The organism is uncultured Thiodictyon sp. (genome assembly GCA_903837595.1).
Lineage (GTDB): Bacteria > Pseudomonadota > Gammaproteobacteria > Chromatiales > Chromatiaceae > Thiodictyon.
In genome coordinates, this window is the sequence record CAILVI010000340.1 from 1 (window position 1) to 19,312 (window position 19,312).

Sequence of the window (19,312 nt, forward strand, 5' to 3'; positions counted from 1 at the left end):
AAGCCCCGGCGGATCGCGCAGGAGGAGGTTCGCAAGAACGGCCACCCCAAGAAACAGCGCTGAATACGCCGCTTTCTGGCAAAAAATCGCAACGGTAACCGACTGATTGAGAAAGGAGCGCGGCTTAACTTAGCGCCATTCGTGCCTGGGGGGCGCTCCCAGGACCCGAGAGCGCCCCCAATCCCCCGAGCAGCCTCTCCCTTCCCTGCACACGAACCAACCAGGAATTCCCCGCTATGTCCGTTCTGCTGGTCTGTAACGATCCGACCAACGACCTGGGCATCGGCCTGGTCGACGCGGCGCTGCGGCGTCGCGGTATCACGCTTGCCATGCTGCGCGCCGACCGCTTTCCGGTCGAGCAGCGCCTCGCCGTGCGGCTCGACGAACACGGCTACCATGCCACCGCGCCGTCGCTCGATGGTGTGCAAAGCATTTGGCTGCGTCATGCCGACCCCGGCGACGCCCTGCCCGAGCACCTGCGCGCCGACCTCGCGGAGGCCATCCGGCAACAGGCCGCGGCCACCCTGTCCACCTTCCTGGAGGCGTCGGGCCTGCCGGTGTTCGATTCCCCGGACGTGCTGGCCCGCACCCCCGAAAAACCGCGCCAACTGGCCATCGCCAGGGCGCTCGGGCTGCGCACGCCGCGCACCTTGATCACCAACGACTTCCAGTCCCTGCGCGACTTCGCGGCCGCCTGCCCGCACGGTGTCGTGTCCAAGATGGTGGAAAGCGTGCGCGTCGAGGCGATGGCGGACGGCGCCCAGATCGGCGGCTTCACCCGGGTGCTGACGCAAGAGGACCTCGCCGATGAGCAGTCCCTCGCCCTCTGCCCGATGGTCTTTCAGGAACGGTTGCCGAAGGTGCGCGATCTGCGCGTCACCGTGGTCGGCGAGCGCCTGTTTTGCGCGGCCGTCCGGGCCGGCGAGACGCTGGACTGGCGCAGCCGCCCCGAGCTCGTCGCCGGTTTCACGCCTGCCGAGTTGCCCCCGGAGGTGGCGCGGGCGGTGCTGGCTTACTGCGACCGCATCGGGTTGCAGTTCGCGGGCTTCGATTTTGTCGAGGACGCCCAGGGCGAACTGACCTTCATCGAAGCCAATACCCTGCCCTTCTTTCACTTCATCGAGCAGGGCGCGAAGCTGCCGATCAGCGAGGCCATCACGGACCTGCTCACGGGGGTTTGTGCCCCGCGATGCAGGGAGGGTTAGGCGCGGATCAAGGGGTCTGAAGATCTTTGGAACGATACGCCTACGCCTGTTGCAGATACGTACCCTGCTCCAGGAGCCGCCAGGGATCGACTGACAAGAACCTCGCCCTGTAGGCAACGAACGTCTTTTATATCAAAGCCATGGGTGCGTCAGTTGCCGTGTGTAGCGTGGGAAGAAGGACGGTGGTTGATGTTGGGAGACGGCACCTGAGCGGTTGATGGGGCTGCATGAGCCAGCGGGCGCCACGGTTGCTGACAGGTCTGGTGCAGCGGGACCGCGCTTCGGCTTGGGCTTCGTGGTGGCGGAGAGGTCGCCGAGCAGGCTCGAGGCAGCATGATTGTCTCATCGGGATTCCGCCGCGGCAACATCGCGTCATTCGGCGACTGATCAGTCCCGTGCGCTGCCGATGCCGAGGAAAAGGGGGGCGCGGACCGGATGCTCCGGCCCGCGCGATGGTGTCAAAACGCGTCTATCAGTCCTGCGGAGAATCCATACATCTCCCCGCGTACGGTCTCGAATTCTGCGGTGCGCTGCGCGAGGGGTTGGATCGACATGTCGCGGCCACCGGCGGCATCCCAGCGGATCATGGAGCGTTCGATAATCCGTCCGAATTCGCTGGGGACGATAATTTGCCCGCTCGCCTTTCTGAATCGAAGGGATTTGACAAATTCTGTCCCTTCCTGGGTTCCACGGACGTAACCGGATTCGTAACCGTCGGTTAGCAGGACCCGCAGCAATGTATTGGCATCAACTGGAAGTACGTGGCTGTTGGATGCTTTGAATAGTGAATCTTGCTTGAGGTTTCTCATAAGACAGGGTCTCTTTGAGGGAGAACAAGAACGAATCGAAGGCGCATCACATAGGCCAGTCTTACTCGACGTCAGGCAACGCGTGGGTGCTTCCTGTGGAGTGAGATGTTGAGGTTCACAGCAGCGATCCGCCGATCTGGTATCGTGCTGGGAAGGATGCGTACTCTTGCCGACCCAGGCCTAAAGCGGCAATGGAAAAGATCGCCATGCGCGACGATGCGAGCAAGCGGAGTACGGGGGAACCGGAACGGGAGGACTCCGGGTCTGTGTCGGGGCCTGGGAGTGGCGGTGGAGAAGTTGCTGCGCTGCGTGGAGCGGGAACTGCGCCAGTGATCGCGAATCACGAACGTGGGGGCGTTGTTGTCAGATTGCCACTGCGTCTCTTTTTGGGGACGCTTGCGCCGTGGTAGCTCGCCTGTCGGAGTCAGGTACGGGGCTCCGGGCAGAGCGCGCGTTGACGAAGTCTGCGAGCAGGTCGGAGGGGTGTCCGCCGCGCCTGGGGCAGCACTAAACCGCTGCGATGAATGTGGGTACGGTAGCTTAGATTCGGGAGAAAACTGTTCTGGACATGGGGTCAAATTTGCTTTTCGGGATCATGCAAGACATGGAAGAGCGAAGTCTATTTGTCCGAGGAATAACTATGCCTCAGCGTTTCTTGGCGGAGTTGGATCGGTGGTTCTCTAGTTTCATGGAAGTCCCGGCCGATCGCTCCGGGGGGCAAGATCGAGAAGTCAAAGCGATTTCTCGCCATAAAAAAAGCCACCAGAATCCATCGCAATTCCGGTCATCTTTAGTCCGGTCGAAGGGTTGCTGCTGCGCACCCTGTCGTAATGGCGTGAGCGGGATGTCAGTAATTCACGAACCACAAGTCCTCCGAGCACCAACAAGAAAACGAAGACAGCCAATCTGGCGTCGATCACGAGCAGTGCGATGAACGCGACAGGAGCGATGAGAATCAACCGAACCCGTCGCGGTATGGTACGGATGGCGCTGACGAAGCGGCGGATGAAATGGCGCATTTGGTGTTCTCTCGAGGTTTCTCAGATCTGAAGTTTCCGGGTTCTGAAAGCTGCCCAGGGCCAGGCACTTGGGGCCGGGAGTTTTCGCAGGGTTTGGCTGGATCTACGCAAACCCCTCGAAAATCCCCCCAGCGTAACCCCCCGCCCTTCTGGTACGCCCCCTGGAAAAGCCGGAAACTTCAGCTCAGATTTAGGAACGTGCATGGCTAGCGAGCGGCTAGTCGCACTCATGCATGTCCATTGACGCGCCGAAACGCTTCAACCGTCTTTGGCAAATAGTCCACCGTTTCCTGCTTCAGCGGCTTGCCTTGCCCGGCCAGATAATCCTCGATACGCTGCGTCCCCGCGTTGTAAGCCATGACGGCGTAGTTCCAGTTGCCAAATTTCTGGTAATCGCTGGCCAGCTTTTTTGCTGCCCCCACCGCGGCATCACGCGGGTCGAAAGGGTTAGAAACACCGAAGGTCTTCGCGGTGTCAGGCGTGATTTGGAACATGCCCTGTGCGCCCGCGCTGGACACAGCATTTGCCCGGAACTGGCTTTCGACCGAAGCGACGGCGGTCAACATTCCCGCTGGCAACGCGTGTTGCTGCTCGACCTCCCGAAAGAAATCCCGCAACCCGGCGGGTGCCTCCAACGGTCCAGGTTCGTCCTCAGCGCGGCCAGCTTGCGCGACGCCGCCAACCGGTCCCGGGATGTGTGCAGGGACCTGTCGGCCAAGAACGGTCGCCGGATCGACCGCACGGCCGTCCATGCGCGTCTCAAAATGGACATGCGGTCCGGTCGCGCGCCCGGTCGAACCGACGGCAGCGATTCTCTGCCCGGCAGCAACCGCTTGTCCAGGTGTGACGAACATTTCGCTGGTGTGGCCATACCGCGTCACCAGCCCTCCCGGGTGCGTCACTTCAACCAAATTACCATATCCTCCGCGCGATCCCGCGAACGTCACCACTCCATCGGCCACGGACACCAGTGGCGTGCCCACCGGTGCTGCGAGATCCTCGCCCGCGTGGAATGCGGCGTGGCCAGTGATCGGATGGACACGCATCCCGAAGCCAGAGGTCTCGGTGACGCCGCCAGCTCTGCCCATCGGTGATGACAACAGCGTCGTGGGGCTCCCTCCTACGGGCGGCTCAGTTTTTTTTTGAGCGGAACCGAGCGCCCCCTGTGTCTGTTCGTTGAAGGCCCCGATCAGGCGCAAATCGCTGTCGTCGCGGGAGGACGCCGAGCGCTCGATCAACTCAGCAACATGCCCCCCAAGTCCGGGCCCCGCCTCGTTGATGACCGCCTGCCGGGCCGTTTGTTGGGCAGCACTGGGAAGGTCAGCCAGCAGCGAGCCGGTCGCCTCCCGATAGAGTGCAGTCTGCGCCGGTGTCAACCCGTAATGAGACACCTGGTCCATGCGCGCGTTAACCATCGTCTCCCTCGCACCTGACCAACCAGGTTCGCTGCCAGCTGCCGCCCTGCCGGCGGCGATCGACCCCGAGAGTCCTTGACCGTCCGCCAACGACGTTCCAAATGCCTTCAGACCGGCCACCGACTCGCGCGCCAAGCCGCTCACGCCAGCGTCTGTCAGGGCCAACGTTTCTGCGACTTGAATGGCGAGTCCGCCGGCATGGTTCTGGGCAAGTTGCGCCGCCGGGCGAGGCAACATAGCGTGTTGCGCGATGGTGGCGCCGAGGTTAGCCCCTTTTTCGCCACGCAGGGCCGTCTGCCCGCTCGCCCTGAAGCCCGCCAATCCTTGCTGACCTTGGGCGACGAACTGATCGACGGCACCGAGGCCGCCGTTATGTTCAACGCCCGCGCGGTGCTCCGCGAGTTGGTCCTGAAGACCTGCCGCGTCCGGTCGGACGTCACGCAGTCCAGCCCCATCGACGGCCGCCCGCGCGCCTCCGAAGGTTGGTGCCGACCCCTCTAAATCGGCATGGCGGCCAGGATTGATCCCCTGTGGCGTTTGGACGTTGAAGGCCCCGCCCAGGATTTCCATGCCCGCCTCTTTGGCGGCGGTCCGTTCGTCGGCGCTCATGCGGTGGACGCGATCGCCATCGGTGTGCCCGAGTAGCAGGCCCATCCCCGCCATCCCGCGCGCCTGTTCCGGGTCGGCGGTGGCACCGCCGCGCAGCAGGCGCTGTTCTTCGCGTTGCTGATCCCCGCCCAAGCCAAAGCGATCGACTTGCCGTTGCATACGCTCCATGTACGCATGGTTTTGGGGTTCGGCCAGCGCCGCACCGGTGTGGACGCCGTTGAATGATCCGAGCGTGCCGAATCGTGCGGACATCGACTCGGCGCGATCAAGGCTGCGTGAGGCAGAGAGTACGTCGTCGGCGGAGCGGGTCAGACGGGTTGACTCATCAGTATTCAGGCCGGAAGTAAAGACATTCTTTGTGCCACTCTGAGAATCCAGCTTGAGTCCTTCTGAAAGGCGCGACTGAAACGACTGGTCAGACGTCGCTTTTGTTGAAATGTCAGCGGCCATTGTGTCAGCGAGATCATTCTTGACCCCGTATTGCGTCCTCAATTTCGTTTCGATGTCTGCTTTTGCAAGGTTCCCGCTGCCGGCCCCAATACCACTTGCAAGCACCGAGGCCATCTCACTCGAAGACACGCCGCTATCACTGTATTTGTTACTCAATCCTTCCGCAGTCTGCATGAGCGCCTGATCAGTCCGGCTCTTCGATCCTTCATAATTCCAATTAATTGCATGTGAGTCAAAGCTCTCACCGCTGCGTGAAGCGGTCGCACTGGCCGCACTCCCCAGGGCCTTGCCGAATCCCGCACTCGCCCGCTCGCTGGCCTGCTGACTAGACTTCAACTCGCGTTGCGTGTCCTGGCCAACATTCGCGGTCCAGGACACATTCTCCGCCCCCGGCGCCGCGGTGCCTCGCACGGAGCCATGATCCTGCAGCGCCTGCATCGACAGCGCCGCTCCCGGTGCCACCACATCCGGTGACACAACCTTCTCGTTGATGTGGTCGCCGCCCTGTAGCCGACCGGCAAGACTGGTCGCCGTGATCGCTGAACCGTAGAGCAACATCAGCGCGATCGCCGGCACGCTCGCGGCCAGCATGCCCCCGGTCCCGAGATAATCGATCATGAGGGCGTCGGCCTTGGCCATCGCGTAGAACGATGGAAAGACCAGATCCCCCAGCGCGGCATCCTGCAGCGCGGACATCTTGCCCTGGATGGTCATCATCAGGAACAGGTTGACGATCGCCAGCAGCGGCTGCCAGAGCTGGATCCAGAGCGCAAACAGCAGATAGCGCCCGACCAAGCCGAAGCCGAGCGGCCCGAGTCCGATGGCGAAGACCATCAGCGGGGAAACCGCGTACAGGACCGCCTCCAGGAAACTCAGCAGCGGTCGGACATTGCGCTTGAACATCTTCTCTTCGCCGGCCCATTGCGTGTTGCGCTGCTGGGCTGCTTGTTCGACCATGACCGCCTCGTTCCAGTGCTGGATCTCCCGCAACGCTTGGGCGCGGCCCTTCGCCAAGTACGGGGTCATGGCGGCCATGACCATGTAATTCTGGGCATCGGTCTGGTTGGCACCGATCGCCGTCAGCGCGCTGCTGACTTTCGCGTCCACCTCCGCGCTGCTGCGCAATGACAGCGTGGCGGCCAGGGACTTGCGCAGGGCCGGGGTAAACTGGGTGGCGATGTACGACTGGAGCTTCGGCCAGGCCTCGTTGCAGGGCAGCGTCTGCGGGGCGCCACCGAGCCACACCTGGGTGGTCGGCACGTTCATCGTGGTTTGTGGCCCCAAGGTCGCCCAACTGGGGTTACGCATCAGGTCGTCGAGGGAGCGTTGGTCGATATCGACCTCGTAGAGCACACACTCGGCCATGTAGTTGGTAAGGGTGCGATCCATGTTGGCGCCCGGCGTGGGGCTGTTGGCCGCGCCCAGGGCGTTGCGCGAGAGCGTCCCCTTGCGCACGGCGGCCATCGCTTCGAGGGCGCCGAGAAATCCTTGTTCAGTCATGGTCGGGGTGGAGAACGCCTGCTCGAACAAGCGCGTCGTCCCATAGCCGATGTGCGACATCGCCGAGCCGACGAACGCCGGGCCCAGCGGGACGTTGTCGACCACCCGCACCTGGCCGTTGTAGATGTCCTCAATCATGACCTTGGCCGTCGGGCCGAACATGGCCATGTAGATCACCCAGGCCACCAAGACATTCTGCAGCTGGGGCGGCTTGGCCTGGATGATGCCCTGGAACATGATCAGGATAATGCCAAACAGAAAGCCGATCCCGGCCAACTGCTTCATGTCCCCGGACCCCGACAACATCGCCACGGCGTTGAGGACGGCCGTGAGGAAGGCGGCATCGCCAATGGAGTAAATCGTGTACATCAGCCGATCCTCTGGGAAACGCGACACCGTGGCGGGCGGAGCATGAAAGCGGGGGTGCGCAAGCCCACTATTCGGCACTCGCGTCGGTCGTGTCTTTGCCTTTGATCGTGGCGACCAGGTGCTCGTAATGCGCCAACACGGTCTGCACGTTGCCGTAGCGTTGCGCCACCACCTCGTATTCACGGTGGATCTGCTCTTTCGCCGACTTGATCTGGGCCAGGGCTTCCTTGGCATAGGTATTGGCCTGCAGCACCATGGCGTTTTCCGCGGCACGGACCAGGTCGTCGATGATCACCTTGGCCATTTCTAGCGCGATGACTGGCGCGGCCTCGTCGGCGAAGTTGGCCGCGATGCCGGCGTTGTATCTGGACAGATTGTGCAGTTGGGCGGCGACGCCGTTGGGCGCGAATTGCATGAACGCCATTTCTGCCGCGGTCACCGGTCCGGTGCCGTAGCGAAATTTATCGATCAACCCGCCGTGGCCCCCGTTCTGCGGGTCCCCGACCAGGACCTTCTTCGTGTACTGAACCAGCCCAATCAGCGCCGTATCCGCGATCGGCGTCGGCGCCAGACACTGGTTTTCGCCCGGGGCGTCACACCGGTAGCGCAACACCACATGGTTGCTGTCCACGGCCCCGGTGCCGGTGGCATCATTGGAGCGGCTGCCCCATAGCAGATCGGCGACCTTCATCAGATTGCCTGGCAACGGCTTCGTCGGGTAGCTTTGGCCCTTGCCGTCCGGGGCCGGGGTCGGGGACCCCACGATCACGGAGCCGGTAATGCTCATAATCGCTTCCAGCAGGTCGTCGTCTCCCGACGCGAACCAGCCGGCCGCGCCGCGCCGTTTGAGTGCCTGCCAGACCAGATTGCCCTGCAGATCGGCCGCGCCGCGTTGCTCATCGGTCATGTGGGTCACGGTCATGCCCACCGAGTCGTTGCCGGTGGTGGTCGTGCGACTCTGGAAGGTGTCACTGACCCACCCTTGGGTATCGGCGAGCAAGGAGGTCTTGTCCTTGTGGGCGACATCGAAGGCATCGGCCACATCGTTGACGAAGCCCTTGGCCAGTTGGCAGGAGTTGACCATGCCGGAACTCAGCTCCTGGAGTTTGCGCTGGAGCGATTCCATCGTCTGCATACAGGAGGGACACATGGCCTCGAGCGCGACCTCGAACGCGTACCCCGGGGCATTCGCCGCGATGCTGCGCATCAACTGCTGGAACTGGGCCCCCGAGATAAAGCTGAAGCTGCCCGCGAACATGTCGATGCCCCCGCAACCGGCCGAGACCGAGGGCGGCACGATGCTCCACAGGGAGGCATTCATGACACGGTTACGCGCCACCACCGAGCCGCCATCGACCACCCCGCGGCGCTGTTCCAGGTGCGCAGTCGGACTGGTGTAGTTCAGCATGGAGTTGAACATCAACTCCGACTGCGTTTTCAGACCACTGGCGAGCGTGGCCGAGGCGATGCCGGTCAGGGCGACGAGCGCCCAGCAAGAACGCCCGAGATGACGCGTGGCGGCCATAGAAGTCCCCAAGAAAAAGATAAATGTGGTCGGTGGTCGAATCGCAGACGTGTCGCTAACGCCCACTGCGTGGCGCCAGTGCCCGCAACCGGGCGAGCAGGGCCGCCGGATCGTCTGGTAACGCGCCCTGTACCTGCTGTGGATCGAGCGCGGTTTGCTGCACGATGGCCGTGGTGCGGCTCGCTTCCTCTTCGCTGATCCACCCTTCTCGGACGGCGGCCACCACGATGCGCTCCTGCAGTTGAGCCAAGGCCAGCAGGCCCTGGGCCAGGGGGGCGAGGGCCGGGATCTCCGGTCGGGCGAGGAACGTGGCGGGGGTCGAGGTGACCCCCAGGGCTTGGCCCTGCCCGCGATCGATCTGGAAGTTCGGGAAGCGCCCGCTGGGCAGTGGGGCGCCGTCGAGCGAGATCGCCACGATCGCGAAGCCGTACTCTTTCTCCAAGAGTTGCAGCAGGGGTGCTTGCGCCTCGCAATAGGGGCAATCGGAGCGGAAGAAGAACCACAGGGATGCCATCCCTGCGACCTTTTTGAGCACCGCATCGCGGGCGAGGCCGCCCTGGCGATTGGCCAGGTTGGCGCCGAAGGTGGCGGTGGGCCGTTGCGTCACCTCATCGAGGTTCGGGTCGCCCTGGACCACGCGCTCGGACACCTTGGCGAATTGCGAGGACTTGTCCATGGCCACGCGCTGGAGATAGAAGTACAGCTGGACGTTCTGCGGGCTCGGGTTGTCGATCGCGGCGTCGCGATAGCGCCCGAGATTCTCGCGGAACCATTGCGCGGAGAGCGGCGCCGGTCCGGCCGGGGCCCGTACCTGAGGGGGCGTCGGCGCGGGGGGCGAGGGCGAGGGCGCGGGGGCGGTCTCGGCGGGCTCAACGGGCGGCGGTGGGGCAGGGGGTGGCGATTCATACCAGAACCATCCCTGACGTTTGCCGCCATAAAAGGGGTTCGGGGCCGTCTGCACCGTGGTGGCGGCCAGCAGGACACTGAGTCCCACGAGCCCACTCACGACGGCGCGGGGGCGCCGCCGTGAAAGCTCTTCCTGCGGAGCGCTTGGGGCGAGGGGATGGCTATTGGCGGTCATATAAAGAACAAAACGGGCACGTCTCACCAAAGACCGAATCGGTGACGACCAGATACGGTACGTGGCAGCTCGCGCAGTAGAGCAAGTTGGCGTCACCGGACTTGAAGTCAGCGGCGAGCGCCCAGGCTTGATTGATGTCGAGTACGGCGGCGCTCGACTGCGCAATCCCCAGATAGAGGTCGTAGGCGCGCACGAGCACCGCCCAATCGACGGCACGATAGGTCTCGCCCGCGCCCAACTGGGTATAGAAGGCGGCATACAGTGAGGCGTTGACCTGCTGCCCGCGACTGCGCATGACGTTGGCGAACGAGGTGGGGAGGGGACCGCCGCGCGGGGACTCGCCATGGACCGCGTGGTAGAGGCTGCGCAACGCGCGGCGCGGGAGGTTGGTCCCGGCGTGGATCAGCGCGATCTTGGCGCGATGCCGGACCATCGCAATGGCCAGGGTCATCGTGTGATACGCCTCCATGGTGCCCAGGTCACCCATCGCTGAGCGTGCTCAAGGCGGCGTGCATGGCGACGAGCGGCAGCGGGACCTGGCGGCTGGCGCAATGGCTGCGCGCGAGGGCACGCGCTGGCAAGCGCAGGGAGAAGAGGCAGATGCGCAGCGACGCGAGGCCCAGGACCTCCTCGATCGTCGCGCTCGCCAGCCAGTTGGCCAATTCGGACGTGACGCCGAAGACGGCGCAGGCAGAGAGCACGCTCTCCCGGGCGACCTCCCGGGCAGCGAGCAAATAGCTGGTGTTGAGGCGCTGGATGGTGTCGCCGTGGCGGTCGGCCGGGCACTCGGCCGCTGTCTGCTTCAGGTCCCGACCAGGCAGATCAATGGCGACGAGTTCAGTGCCGGGCGACCGGTGACTGCTTGGGGCACTTACTGGCTGATGCATCCGTAATACTCCCGTGCCGCCACGACCTGCGGCACATAGTGTTGCGTCTCCGGATAGGGCGGGATCTGGCGTCGATACTTCAGTACCGCGTCTTCTCCCGCGTTGTAGGCGGCGGCGACCAGCGTCGGACTACCGCCGAAACGTTCCGCAAGGTCGCGCAGGTAGCGCACCCCGCCGTCGATGTTCTGCTCCAGATCCCCGGCATCGACCCCATAGTGCTGTGCGGTCCGGGGCATCAATTGCATGACGCCCCGGGCCCCCCGGCGACTGGTGGCCGCTTGATTGAAGTGGCTCTCGGTCTGGGCGATGGCCAAGGCAAACGCCGGGTCGAGTCCGTGACGACGGGCCGCCGCCGTGATGAGCGGGCGTACCAGGACGTGTCGGTCGCGGCCGGCGCGGTTGGTCCCGGCCCGCATCCCCAGGGCGTGGGCGATGCGTAGCACGCGCTGACCGAAGGCGCGGGCCGCGGTGGGGTCGGCATGGGCGAAGTGACCCACCGCCAGTTCCAGGTCATTCGGGGTGGCGCGCAGGCTGTCGGCCAGGATGGCGGCGCCCAGGCGCAGGTTGGCGGCCGGGTCCAACAGCGCAGAGGGATCGCTCACGCGATGACGCCACCGGGTGAGCGAAATGGCCATCAGCCCGAGCTCCAGGCCCGCGCGTTGGTCTGGGCTCGCTTGCGCGAGGGCGCGCAGTGCCGCCGGGTGGTCTGGGTAGCGCTGCGCCTCGCCCTGGCGTGTCAGCGTCCACGGCCACGGCGTGACCGCGGTGTTCGCCTCCAGGGTGCCCGTGCGCGCCAGGGCTAACGCATAGAGCAGCACCGGATCAATGGCCTGGCTCTGCGCGGCGCGCGCCCATTCGGTTCCGGCCAGCTCGATGGGCGGGGCCGCGGCGCCGGCCGGTGCGGTCACCAGCGCCACCCACAACATCAGGGCACGCGCCAGACCGGTTGGCAGAGTATCACGAAAAAATGATATAAACATAGACCTTTCAGAAATAGCTGCCGTCGTGTCGAGGCGTGGTATCGGGACCTGATCCGCTTCCAACCCTACTCGCCCGAGCCGATCGCGCTCAGCAGCCGCAGCCGCTGTTCTTGCAGTCCGGCATCCAGCGGCAGCGCGGCGGCCTGCGCCGGCGCGTGGCTGGCGACCCCGCCGCGTAGCGCCATGAGTCCGATCAGGGCCAGGGTGCGCAGGCGCTCAGGGCGGGCGCGCGACGGGAGCGCCATCAGGTCGGCCAGGAGCTCCGGGTAGGCGTCCGGGACCTTGACCGAGAAGCGTCGTAACGCCTCGCCGTCCTCGCGTTTAGGCGACATGCCGGAAAAACCCCCGGACATTGGCCGCGACCGGGTGGTTGGAGACCACGACGGAAGCCCCTGGGAACAGGCTGCCGACCGCCCCGCCGTAGAGTTCCCCGCCACCACCGGCCAACACCACCAGGTCGATGTTGGTGTGCTCCCGCCGCAACGATTGCCGCAGCGTCTCCAGGGCCACGGTACTCACCTCCCGGGCGACGGATTCCAGCAGCGGTGGCAGCGCGACGGCATGACCGGCCTGCAGGAAGGTGGCCTTCCCGGCGCGGACCGCGGCCTCCAGTCCGAGCGGCACCGACTTGCCGCCGTGGTCGTCGGCGATCCGTTTCGCCGCCCGCTCCAGCAGCACCGACATCGCCTCCAGGCTGGTACCGGAGGCGGAGCGGCGCAGGTCGCCGGCAACCACCAGCGCCCAATCAAAGGAGTAGAACCCGGCATCCAGGACCAACACCGTTCCCGTCGCGATGCGGTCCAACAGCGCCGGGTCCGTCGCGGACCACACGAGATCCAGGTAAGCGCCCACCGGCTGCGCAAGGACCCGGACGTTGCGCACCGCCACCGGTCCCGCGCTGGTGTCGTGGGTCCCGACGAGCAGGGCGCGCAATGCCTCGCGGCGGCGGGGGTCCTGGGACTGGCTCACCGGGAGCCCGGTCACCACCGTATCAATGGTGGACTCCCCGGTCAGGACGAGTGCGGCCAGCACGAGCGCCAGGTAGGCGTCCGTCCCGGCATAGTCCTCGTGCAGGGAGCGCGCCCAGCCGGCTTCGAAGCGCCCCGGCTCGATCCCGGCGGCCCAGCGGCGGCCCCGGATCTCCACGATCACGGGTGCCGCCTCGGCCGCGCCCGGACCGCCGCCCCCGAGGCGCTCGCCCAACCGGTCCGCCGGTGCCGCCCCGGCCGGGCGCACGATCACGCGGGGCGTCGCACCGGCCTGGCCGACCGCGAGTTTCAGATTTGAGTAGCCGACGTCCAAAGCCATGACCAACATGAGGTACCCCGATAGCAAGCGTGAGCCCAATGGTCGACAGAAAGTCGACTCTCGGCACAGTGAGCACGTCAGCCGGGTGCTGACGCAGCGAATAGCGCCGAAAGGTCGACGCCAAGTCGACTCTGGGCCATTCATCGTGCCACCGATTGACCGGCAGGCGTGATAGCGCAAGGTGCCCTTTTGGAGGGGGGAATGCGGGAGGTGAACGCGCGTTGAACAAGCCCACCGCCTCAGCTAGACTCGTGTGACCTGGGGAAACGCCGAACCCAGCGCGCCGCATGGGGAAACAGCGTCATCATAGGATCAGAGTAAGCGTATGAAAGCATGATGGAAGCGTAATGAGAAAACGCGGCAGGCGGGGATCTATATGAGAAAACAAGGGCGTCCGAAATAGCGGTTATTGGCCAGCCATCAGCGCCTGTGAAAACACGGGATGCCGGCCCGCGCATGGGAAAACAAAGCGCCCCGCAAGCGGCGGTAAGCGTATGAGAAAGAGGTCAATAATGGACGTGAGAAAACACCGGCGGGAGGGTTCGGCATGGCATAACACAGTCGTCACAGGTCAGCTCATGAATGGCGCCGGTACTGACGTGATCGGTGGTCAAAGCACCTGGGATAACCGGCTCGGATGGCCAGTGCCTCAGGAAACAAGCCACCGGATGGCGGCTCATAACGGACAGATAACAATGCAAAATGCGGCTGTGGAAACACGCGTGGAAACGCATCGCCTGGGAAAACACCCCACCGGCCATCGCGCCACGCAGGGTGGCGGGCGCCGACCTGGGAAAACAGCGGGGGGTGTTTTCCAAAAGATAATATCGCGGAAACAACGGGGGGCGGCATGCGGGTGGTAAACGAGGTCAACCGGGACGTGGTGGCGTGGGATGCGTGCGGTGCCGAGTCACGACCGGGCGAGCAGGAGGGAGACGAACCCAGTATTGCGCCGGCCCTCGATGCCTGGGTACAGGGGGAACTCGACGGCCTGCGCCAGCAAGCGCAACAGGTGCAGTGGCGGTTCGACGCCGATCAGCAGGCGGCGGGTCAGCATCGCCCGCGCAGCGAGTGGGGCCGGATCGGGGTACGGATCAAGGAGCAGCACAGCAGCCGGGCGACCCCGGGCACCTTCACCATCGAGTGGTGTACATACCGCTATGTCAACAAGGCGCAGGGCAAAGCCTGTTTCACCGAGTACGTGAAGAAAGGGGATGGCGACCGTTACCCGCGTAGCGCCTTGGGAAAGGTCGCGCGGGACTGGCAGCGACCGATCATTGAGGCGGCGGAGGACGACTTCGCCGCGATCCGCCGGGCCGTCAGGGAGGTCTCGCAGGTGCGCACGCAACTGCGTGCGGCGGTGCGCACCGCCCGGGCGCTGCGCGAGCGGCTACACCTGCGTGCGCACGGGGCCTAAGCGATCACGCCGGCCGGCCGTCGGCACCTCCCGCAAACCCCCCTCGTAAGTGTCACCTTGGGCGCTCACGCCCCGGCCCCGCTGCCTGGCACCATGGGCGCCATGATCAAGTTCCTCCGTCGCTTCAAAACATCCACCGCAGCGCCCAGCCCGGCCGCGGCGTTGACCCCGGCGCCCGTCGTGGCGCGTCCCGAGATACCCCGTTATCCACCCTTCCGCCAAGGTCTGCCCTTGGTGGCCTCGGCGCAGGTGGCCGCGACCCAGGCAGAACTGATCCGCAAGCTGCGCTACGCCGTCGGCTGCACCCCGGAGCAGTATGAGGAATGGGTGTGCCCGGTGGTGGATCGCTACGTGGCCTACGTGCATCTGCTGCCGGCCTCCGCAGCGCACCATCACCGGGGGGCGGGCGGGTTGCTGCACCACGGACTCGAAGTCGGCTTCCTGGCTGGCCAGGCGAGCGCCGGGAAGGTGTTTGCCATGGACCGCGCGCCCCGCGAGCGCGTGATCCACGAACCGCTGTGGCGCCTCGCGGCGACCCTGGCGGGCCTCTGCCACGACATCGGCAAGCCGCTCAGCGACCTGTCGGTCACAGACCGCGACGGCACGGTCACCTGGTCGCCGATGCAGGAGACCATCCCCGGGTGGGCGGCGCGACACCAGGTCGACAGCTACTTTCTGCACTGGCGTGATCGCCAGCACAACCGGCACGCGTCGGCCGGCATGATGGTCCTGGAGCGTATCCTGGGGCCTGAGACCATTGAGCGGCTCTACGGGGCCGACCCGGCGATCATGAACGCGCTCGTCGACGCGGTGGCCGGCCAGCAGGAGCACGCCACCCTGACCGTGTTGGTGCGCAATGCCGACGCCGCGAGCGTGGCGCGCGACCTCAAGGACAACCGGATCGACCCCGAGGCCCATTCGCTGGGGGTCCCGATCGAGCGCTACCTGATCGATGCGATGGCCCGCCTGGTGCGCGATGGCACCTGGCGGATCAACACCCCCGGCGCGCGCCTCTGGATGCTGGCTGGGGGCCTGCATGTGGTGTGGCCCCAAGGCGGTGATGAGATCGTCGCCCTCCTGGCCGCCGATCGCGTCCCCGGCATCCCGCGGCACCCCGACACCCTGGCCGACATCCTGATTGAGCGCGGCACGGCCGTGCCGCCGGGGGAGGGGGATGGCGTGCGCCGCTACTGGCGCCTGGCCCCGGCCATTCTGGCGCAGGGTGGCAAGCCCATCACTCTCACCCTCTTGCGGCTGTCCTCGCCCGGATTGGTGCTGTCCGGGGCGGTGCCGGAGACGGTCGCGCTCTCCGGGGAGGCCGCGGTCCGCGCTGCCGTCCCGAGCGGCACCAACGCCCTGATTCAACCCGTCGCAGCGACGCCAGGGGGCTGGGAACCGGGGCAGATCGCCGAGTCGCCCGATGACGAGGACCCCGACGCGCCGGCGCAGGACAGTGCGTTCTGGGCGGCCAGTGAGGAGGCGCCGCCCGAACCGCTGGTCACGGTGCCCGGCGCGGCCAATGACCAGGCACCGGCATCCGATCCGCTCTTCGCCGTGGCCATACAGCAGGTGATCGCTGGTCGGCGCGCGTCCATCCTCGACCTGCAACAGCACCTCAAGATCGGTTACAACCGGGCCGCACGCCTGATCGAGGCGATGGAGCGCAGCGGCATCGTCGGGCCTGCGGACGCTCAAGGCCATCGTGACGTGTGTATCCTCCCGTCGGCGCCCCCTGCCGTTGCGTCTGGCCCGGTCGTTCGTGCCCGACCCGTCATCGCGTCGGCCGCACCGACCCCACCTGCGCGACGACCGCCGGCACCGCAGACGCCGTCCCCTGAGGCCGCCGCCCGGCAGGCCGCGCTGGCGTGGTTCCAGGCGTCGCCTCATGGTCCGGGTGGTCGGCTGCTACTCGCCGTGGCGGCGGCGATCGACTCCGGCGAGCGCGCCGCCGCCGACCTGCTCTACCTGTCAGGCGTCCAGGTCTGGGTGCGGGTGCCGCAGGGGCTTGACGGCTTTGGGGCGGCGGTCGAAGATCAGGTGACGGCCCTGTGGGATGGCGACCTGCTGACGGTCAATCCGATGCAGCCGTATGTGCGCGTGCAGGAGATCGAGGGCTTCCCTGGCTGCCGTGGCGTGAACCTGAAGGCAGAGGCGGGCAGCTACTTCCGCACCCTGCTCTCACCCGCGGTCGTGGCGAGTTCCGCCAGCCCAGGGACGGCCGCCCCGCAACCCGCCGCTGGCGTGGCCGCAGGGTCCCAACCCGAGTTGCGTCGCGCCGCGCGACCGGCGCCCCCGACAGACCGCCCGACGCCGACCGCGGCGCCTCCGGTCTCCAGCCCCGCAGCGACCCCGGCGCCGCCGGCCCCGCGTCTGCCTACGACCGCACCCGCTCACGCCTCGCGCCCCCTCCCGACCGAGACGGTCGTCGCCAGTCCGGAACCGACCGCGCTGACCAGCGCCAGCGCGGTGGCTGACGCATTGCTCGCCAGCGTGCGGGCTGAGCGAGCGCCGGAGGGCGGTGACCCGGGAGAGGAGGGGTTGCTGACGGCCGCCGACCTGACCCTGGCTGCCGCGACGGCCGGCATCAACCCGCAGACCCTACGTCGCGTGCTGATGCGCCGGCCGGGATGCCGGATGACGCCCGATGGCGGGGTGAACGTCGCATGACAATGGAGCCGCGCGTACGCATCCTGGCTGCTGTGCTCATGGCTGAGCGCGGGCTGCCGGTGTAGCCCAGGAGTGACCCGATGGCCGTCACCTACGCCAACCCCTGGCGCCCCAATTACGAAGCGCGCGCACTCGCCCTGTGGCTCACCGTCGCCGTGGTCGCCTGGTTCACCGCGGACCTGTGGGCACTGCATGGCGGGGCCTTCCGCTGGCTCGCCGGCATCGCGCTCGTGATTGCGCTGACCTGGGTGCCCGGTACCCTGCGCCTGGCGAGTCGCCAGGAGTTTCTGTGCGGGCACCCGCTGGGCTTCATCGCCCCGTCAGACTTCGCCGCGCGGATGCCGCAGTGGTCCGGCGATCTCTGGATGGGGTGGGGGTTCGACTGGACGGCCAAGCATACGCAATTGGCCCTGGACCTCATGCGTGAGGGACCGGAGCGGTTCGCGCCCCGCGATACGCAGCGGATGGGCGCCACCTGGATCCATGGCTTGGGTGGGCGGGATCAGGACCTGCGTGTCCCGTTGGAGCACATCGAAGGACACCTGCTGATCGTGGGTACCACGGGTGCCGGCAAGACGCGCGCCTTTGATCTTCTCGTCACCCAGGCCGTGTTGCGCGATGAGGCAGTCGTTATTATCGACCCCAAAGGCGACCAAGACCTGCGCCGGACCGCCGAGCGCGCCTGTGCCCTGGCCGGTAGACCCCAGCGCTTCGTCTATTTCCATCCGGCCTTTCCCGCCGAGTCCGTGCGCATCGATCCGCTGCACAGCTTCAGCCGGGCCACCGAACTGGCGAGCCGCGTGGCCGCCCTGATCCCGAGCGAGACCGGTAGCGATCCCTTTAAGTCGTTCGGGCAGATGGCGCTCTCCCACGTGGTCCAGGGCCTGCTCGCGGTCGATGAGCGACCGAGTCTGGTGACCCTGCGCCATTACCTCGAAGGTGGTGCGGGGGCGCTGGTCGAGCGCGTGCTGATGCGATATTTCGCCATGTATCGTCCGCAGTGGATGGAGGAGACCACGCTGCTGATGACCCGCGCCCGCGACGGTGCGGCCCGCGTCAAAGGCTTGCTGCGGTACTACCGTGAACGGGTGGCGCCTGAGAATCCATCGACCGTCATCGAGGGTCTGGCGGGGATGTACGAACACGAGGCCGTCCACTTCTCGAAGATGATTGCGAGTCTCATGCCGATCCTGAACATGCTGACCTCCGGGGACCTGGAGGGGCTGCTGTCCCCCGCCGCCGGGGCGCCCGGCGAGACGCGCCGACTCACGTCCATGAGCGAGGTGATCGAGGCGCGCGAAGTCCTCTACGTGGGGCTCGATTCACTCTCCGACACCATGGTCGGCAGCGCCATCGGGTCCATCCTGGTGGCCGATCTGACCGCTGTCGCCGGTGGACGCTACAACCACCAGGTGCGTCCGCGACCCGTGAATGTGTTCATTGACGAGGCCGCCGAAGTGGTCAACGACCCCTTCATCCAACTGCTGAACAAAGGCCGGGGCGCGGGCCTGCGCCTGGCCATCGCCACCCAGACCTTCGCCGACTTCGCCGCCCGCACCGGCAGTGCCGATAAAGCCCGGCAGGTCCTGGGCAACATCAACAATGTCGTGGCGCTGCGGGTGCTCGATGCGGAGACCCAGAAATATATCGCGGAGAGCCTGCCCATGGCCCGCGTGGTGAGCATCATGGCCGCCCACGGTAGTACCACCGATTCCACCAATCCGCTGCTCTACACCGGCAACACCGGCGAGCGGTTGATGGAGGAGGAGGTCGAACTGTTCCCCCCGGCGCTCTTGGGCCAACTGCCGAACTTCGAGTATGTCGCGCTGTGGTCGGGGGGACGGGTCTCGAAAGGACGGCTCCCGATTCTGGGTGCGCCGCGAGAAGCGGTCGGCACCATGGCGCAGGTGCCGGTGGTGGCGGAACTGCCGCCAACGCCGCAGGCCGAACCGATGGTCGCGGCGGCCCCCGAGTGAACGCCGCCAATGTGGGCAGACAACACCTCAATGCGGTCCTCACGCGCCGCGCCCAGCGCGATGACCTGATGCAGATCGAGATCGCGTGGCCGGAT

The 19,312-nt window shown here is 66.0% G+C and carries 14 protein-coding genes; 4 read left to right on the forward strand and 10 right to left on the reverse strand.

Translation table 11 applies throughout. From position 1 onward, the window contains the following. Positions 1 to 236 precede the first annotated feature (236 nt). Entirely contained in the window at positions 237 to 1,205 is a 969-nt protein-coding gene (locus tag QZY44_RS19085; protein ID WP_295449892.1) for an MvdC/MvdD family ATP grasp protein, read from the forward strand. Positions 1,206 to 1,663: 458 nt separating this feature from the next. Here QZY44_RS19085 and QZY44_RS19090 read toward each other — a convergent pair whose 3' ends face one another. The 10 genes from QZY44_RS19090 to QZY44_RS19135 all read right to left on the reverse strand — a co-directional run bounded on the left by QZY44_RS19090 (position 1,664) and on the right by QZY44_RS19135 (position 13,166). Further along, a complete protein-coding gene (locus tag QZY44_RS19090) occupies positions 1,664 to 2,014 on the reverse strand; it encodes a hypothetical protein (protein WP_295449895.1) in 351 nt (116 codons plus the stop codon). A 731-nt stretch (positions 2,015 to 2,745) separates the two neighbouring features. Further along, on the reverse strand, positions 2,746 to 3,033 hold the full coding sequence (locus QZY44_RS19095) for a hypothetical protein (protein ID WP_295449898.1): 288 nt from the start codon (positions 3,031 to 3,033) through the stop codon (positions 2,746 to 2,748). Positions 3,034 to 3,260: 227 nt separating this feature from the next. After that, on the reverse strand, positions 3,261 to 7,376 hold the full coding sequence (locus QZY44_RS19100) for a conjugal transfer protein TraG N-terminal domain-containing protein (protein WP_295449934.1): 4,116 nt from the start codon (positions 7,374 to 7,376) through the stop codon (positions 3,261 to 3,263). Positions 7,377 to 7,443: 67 nt separating this feature from the next. Then, positions 7,444 to 8,901: a conjugal transfer protein TraH gene (locus tag QZY44_RS19105; protein ID WP_295449902.1), complete on the reverse strand. Its 1,458-nt coding sequence runs from the start codon at positions 8,899 to 8,901 to the stop codon at positions 7,444 to 7,446. A 55-nt stretch (positions 8,902 to 8,956) separates the two neighbouring features. After that, positions 8,957 to 9,895 (reverse strand): conjugal transfer protein TraF, encoded by a 939-nt coding sequence (locus QZY44_RS19110; protein ID WP_295449905.1) that lies wholly within the window; start codon positions 9,893 to 9,895, stop codon positions 8,957 to 8,959. A 73-nt stretch (positions 9,896 to 9,968) separates the two neighbouring features. Next, positions 9,969 to 10,469, reverse strand: a complete 501-nt coding sequence (locus QZY44_RS19115) for a FlhC family transcriptional regulator (protein ID WP_295449908.1) — start codon at positions 10,467 to 10,469, stop codon at positions 9,969 to 9,971. Beyond that, positions 10,462 to 10,869 (reverse strand): flagellar transcriptional regulator FlhD, encoded by a 408-nt coding sequence (locus tag QZY44_RS19120; protein WP_295449910.1) that lies wholly within the window; start codon positions 10,867 to 10,869, stop codon positions 10,462 to 10,464. The genes QZY44_RS19115 and QZY44_RS19120 overlap by 8 nt, the downstream gene beginning before the upstream one ends. Then, on the reverse strand, positions 10,854 to 11,849 hold the full coding sequence (locus QZY44_RS19125) for a transglycosylase SLT domain-containing protein (RefSeq protein WP_295449914.1): 996 nt from the start codon (positions 11,847 to 11,849) through the stop codon (positions 10,854 to 10,856). The genes QZY44_RS19120 and QZY44_RS19125 overlap by 16 nt, the downstream gene beginning before the upstream one ends. A gap of 65 nt (positions 11,850 to 11,914) precedes the next feature. Beyond that, on the reverse strand, positions 11,915 to 12,181 hold the full coding sequence (locus QZY44_RS19130; protein ID WP_295449918.1) for a hypothetical protein: 267 nt from the start codon (positions 12,179 to 12,181) through the stop codon (positions 11,915 to 11,917). Then, positions 12,171 to 13,166 carry a ParM/StbA family protein gene (locus QZY44_RS19135; protein WP_295449921.1) on the reverse strand — a complete coding sequence of 332 codons (996 nt, stop codon included), beginning with the start codon at positions 13,164 to 13,166 and terminating at the stop codon, positions 12,171 to 12,173. Before QZY44_RS19135 ends, QZY44_RS19130 begins: the two co-directional genes overlap by 11 nt. An 841-nt stretch (positions 13,167 to 14,007) precedes the next feature. Here QZY44_RS19135 and mobI point away from each other — a divergent pair. From mobI to traD, 3 genes are all read left to right on the forward strand, one after another. Next, complete coding sequence (mobI, locus tag QZY44_RS19140) at positions 14,008 to 14,574, forward strand: conjugative transfer protein MobI(A/C) (protein ID WP_295449924.1); 567 nt, start codon at positions 14,008 to 14,010, stop codon at positions 14,572 to 14,574. Positions 14,575 to 14,676: 102 nt separating this feature from the next. Next, positions 14,677 to 17,241, forward strand: coding sequence for a MobH family relaxase (gene mobH / locus QZY44_RS19145; protein ID WP_295449927.1), 2,565 nt, complete (start codon positions 14,677 to 14,679; stop codon positions 17,239 to 17,241). A gap of 80 nt (positions 17,242 to 17,321) precedes the next feature. Further along, positions 17,322 to 19,217, forward strand: coding sequence for a conjugative transfer system coupling protein TraD (gene traD / locus QZY44_RS19150; RefSeq protein WP_295449930.1), 1,896 nt, complete (start codon positions 17,322 to 17,324; stop codon positions 19,215 to 19,217). The last annotated feature ends 95 nt before the right edge of the window (positions 19,218 to 19,312 follow it).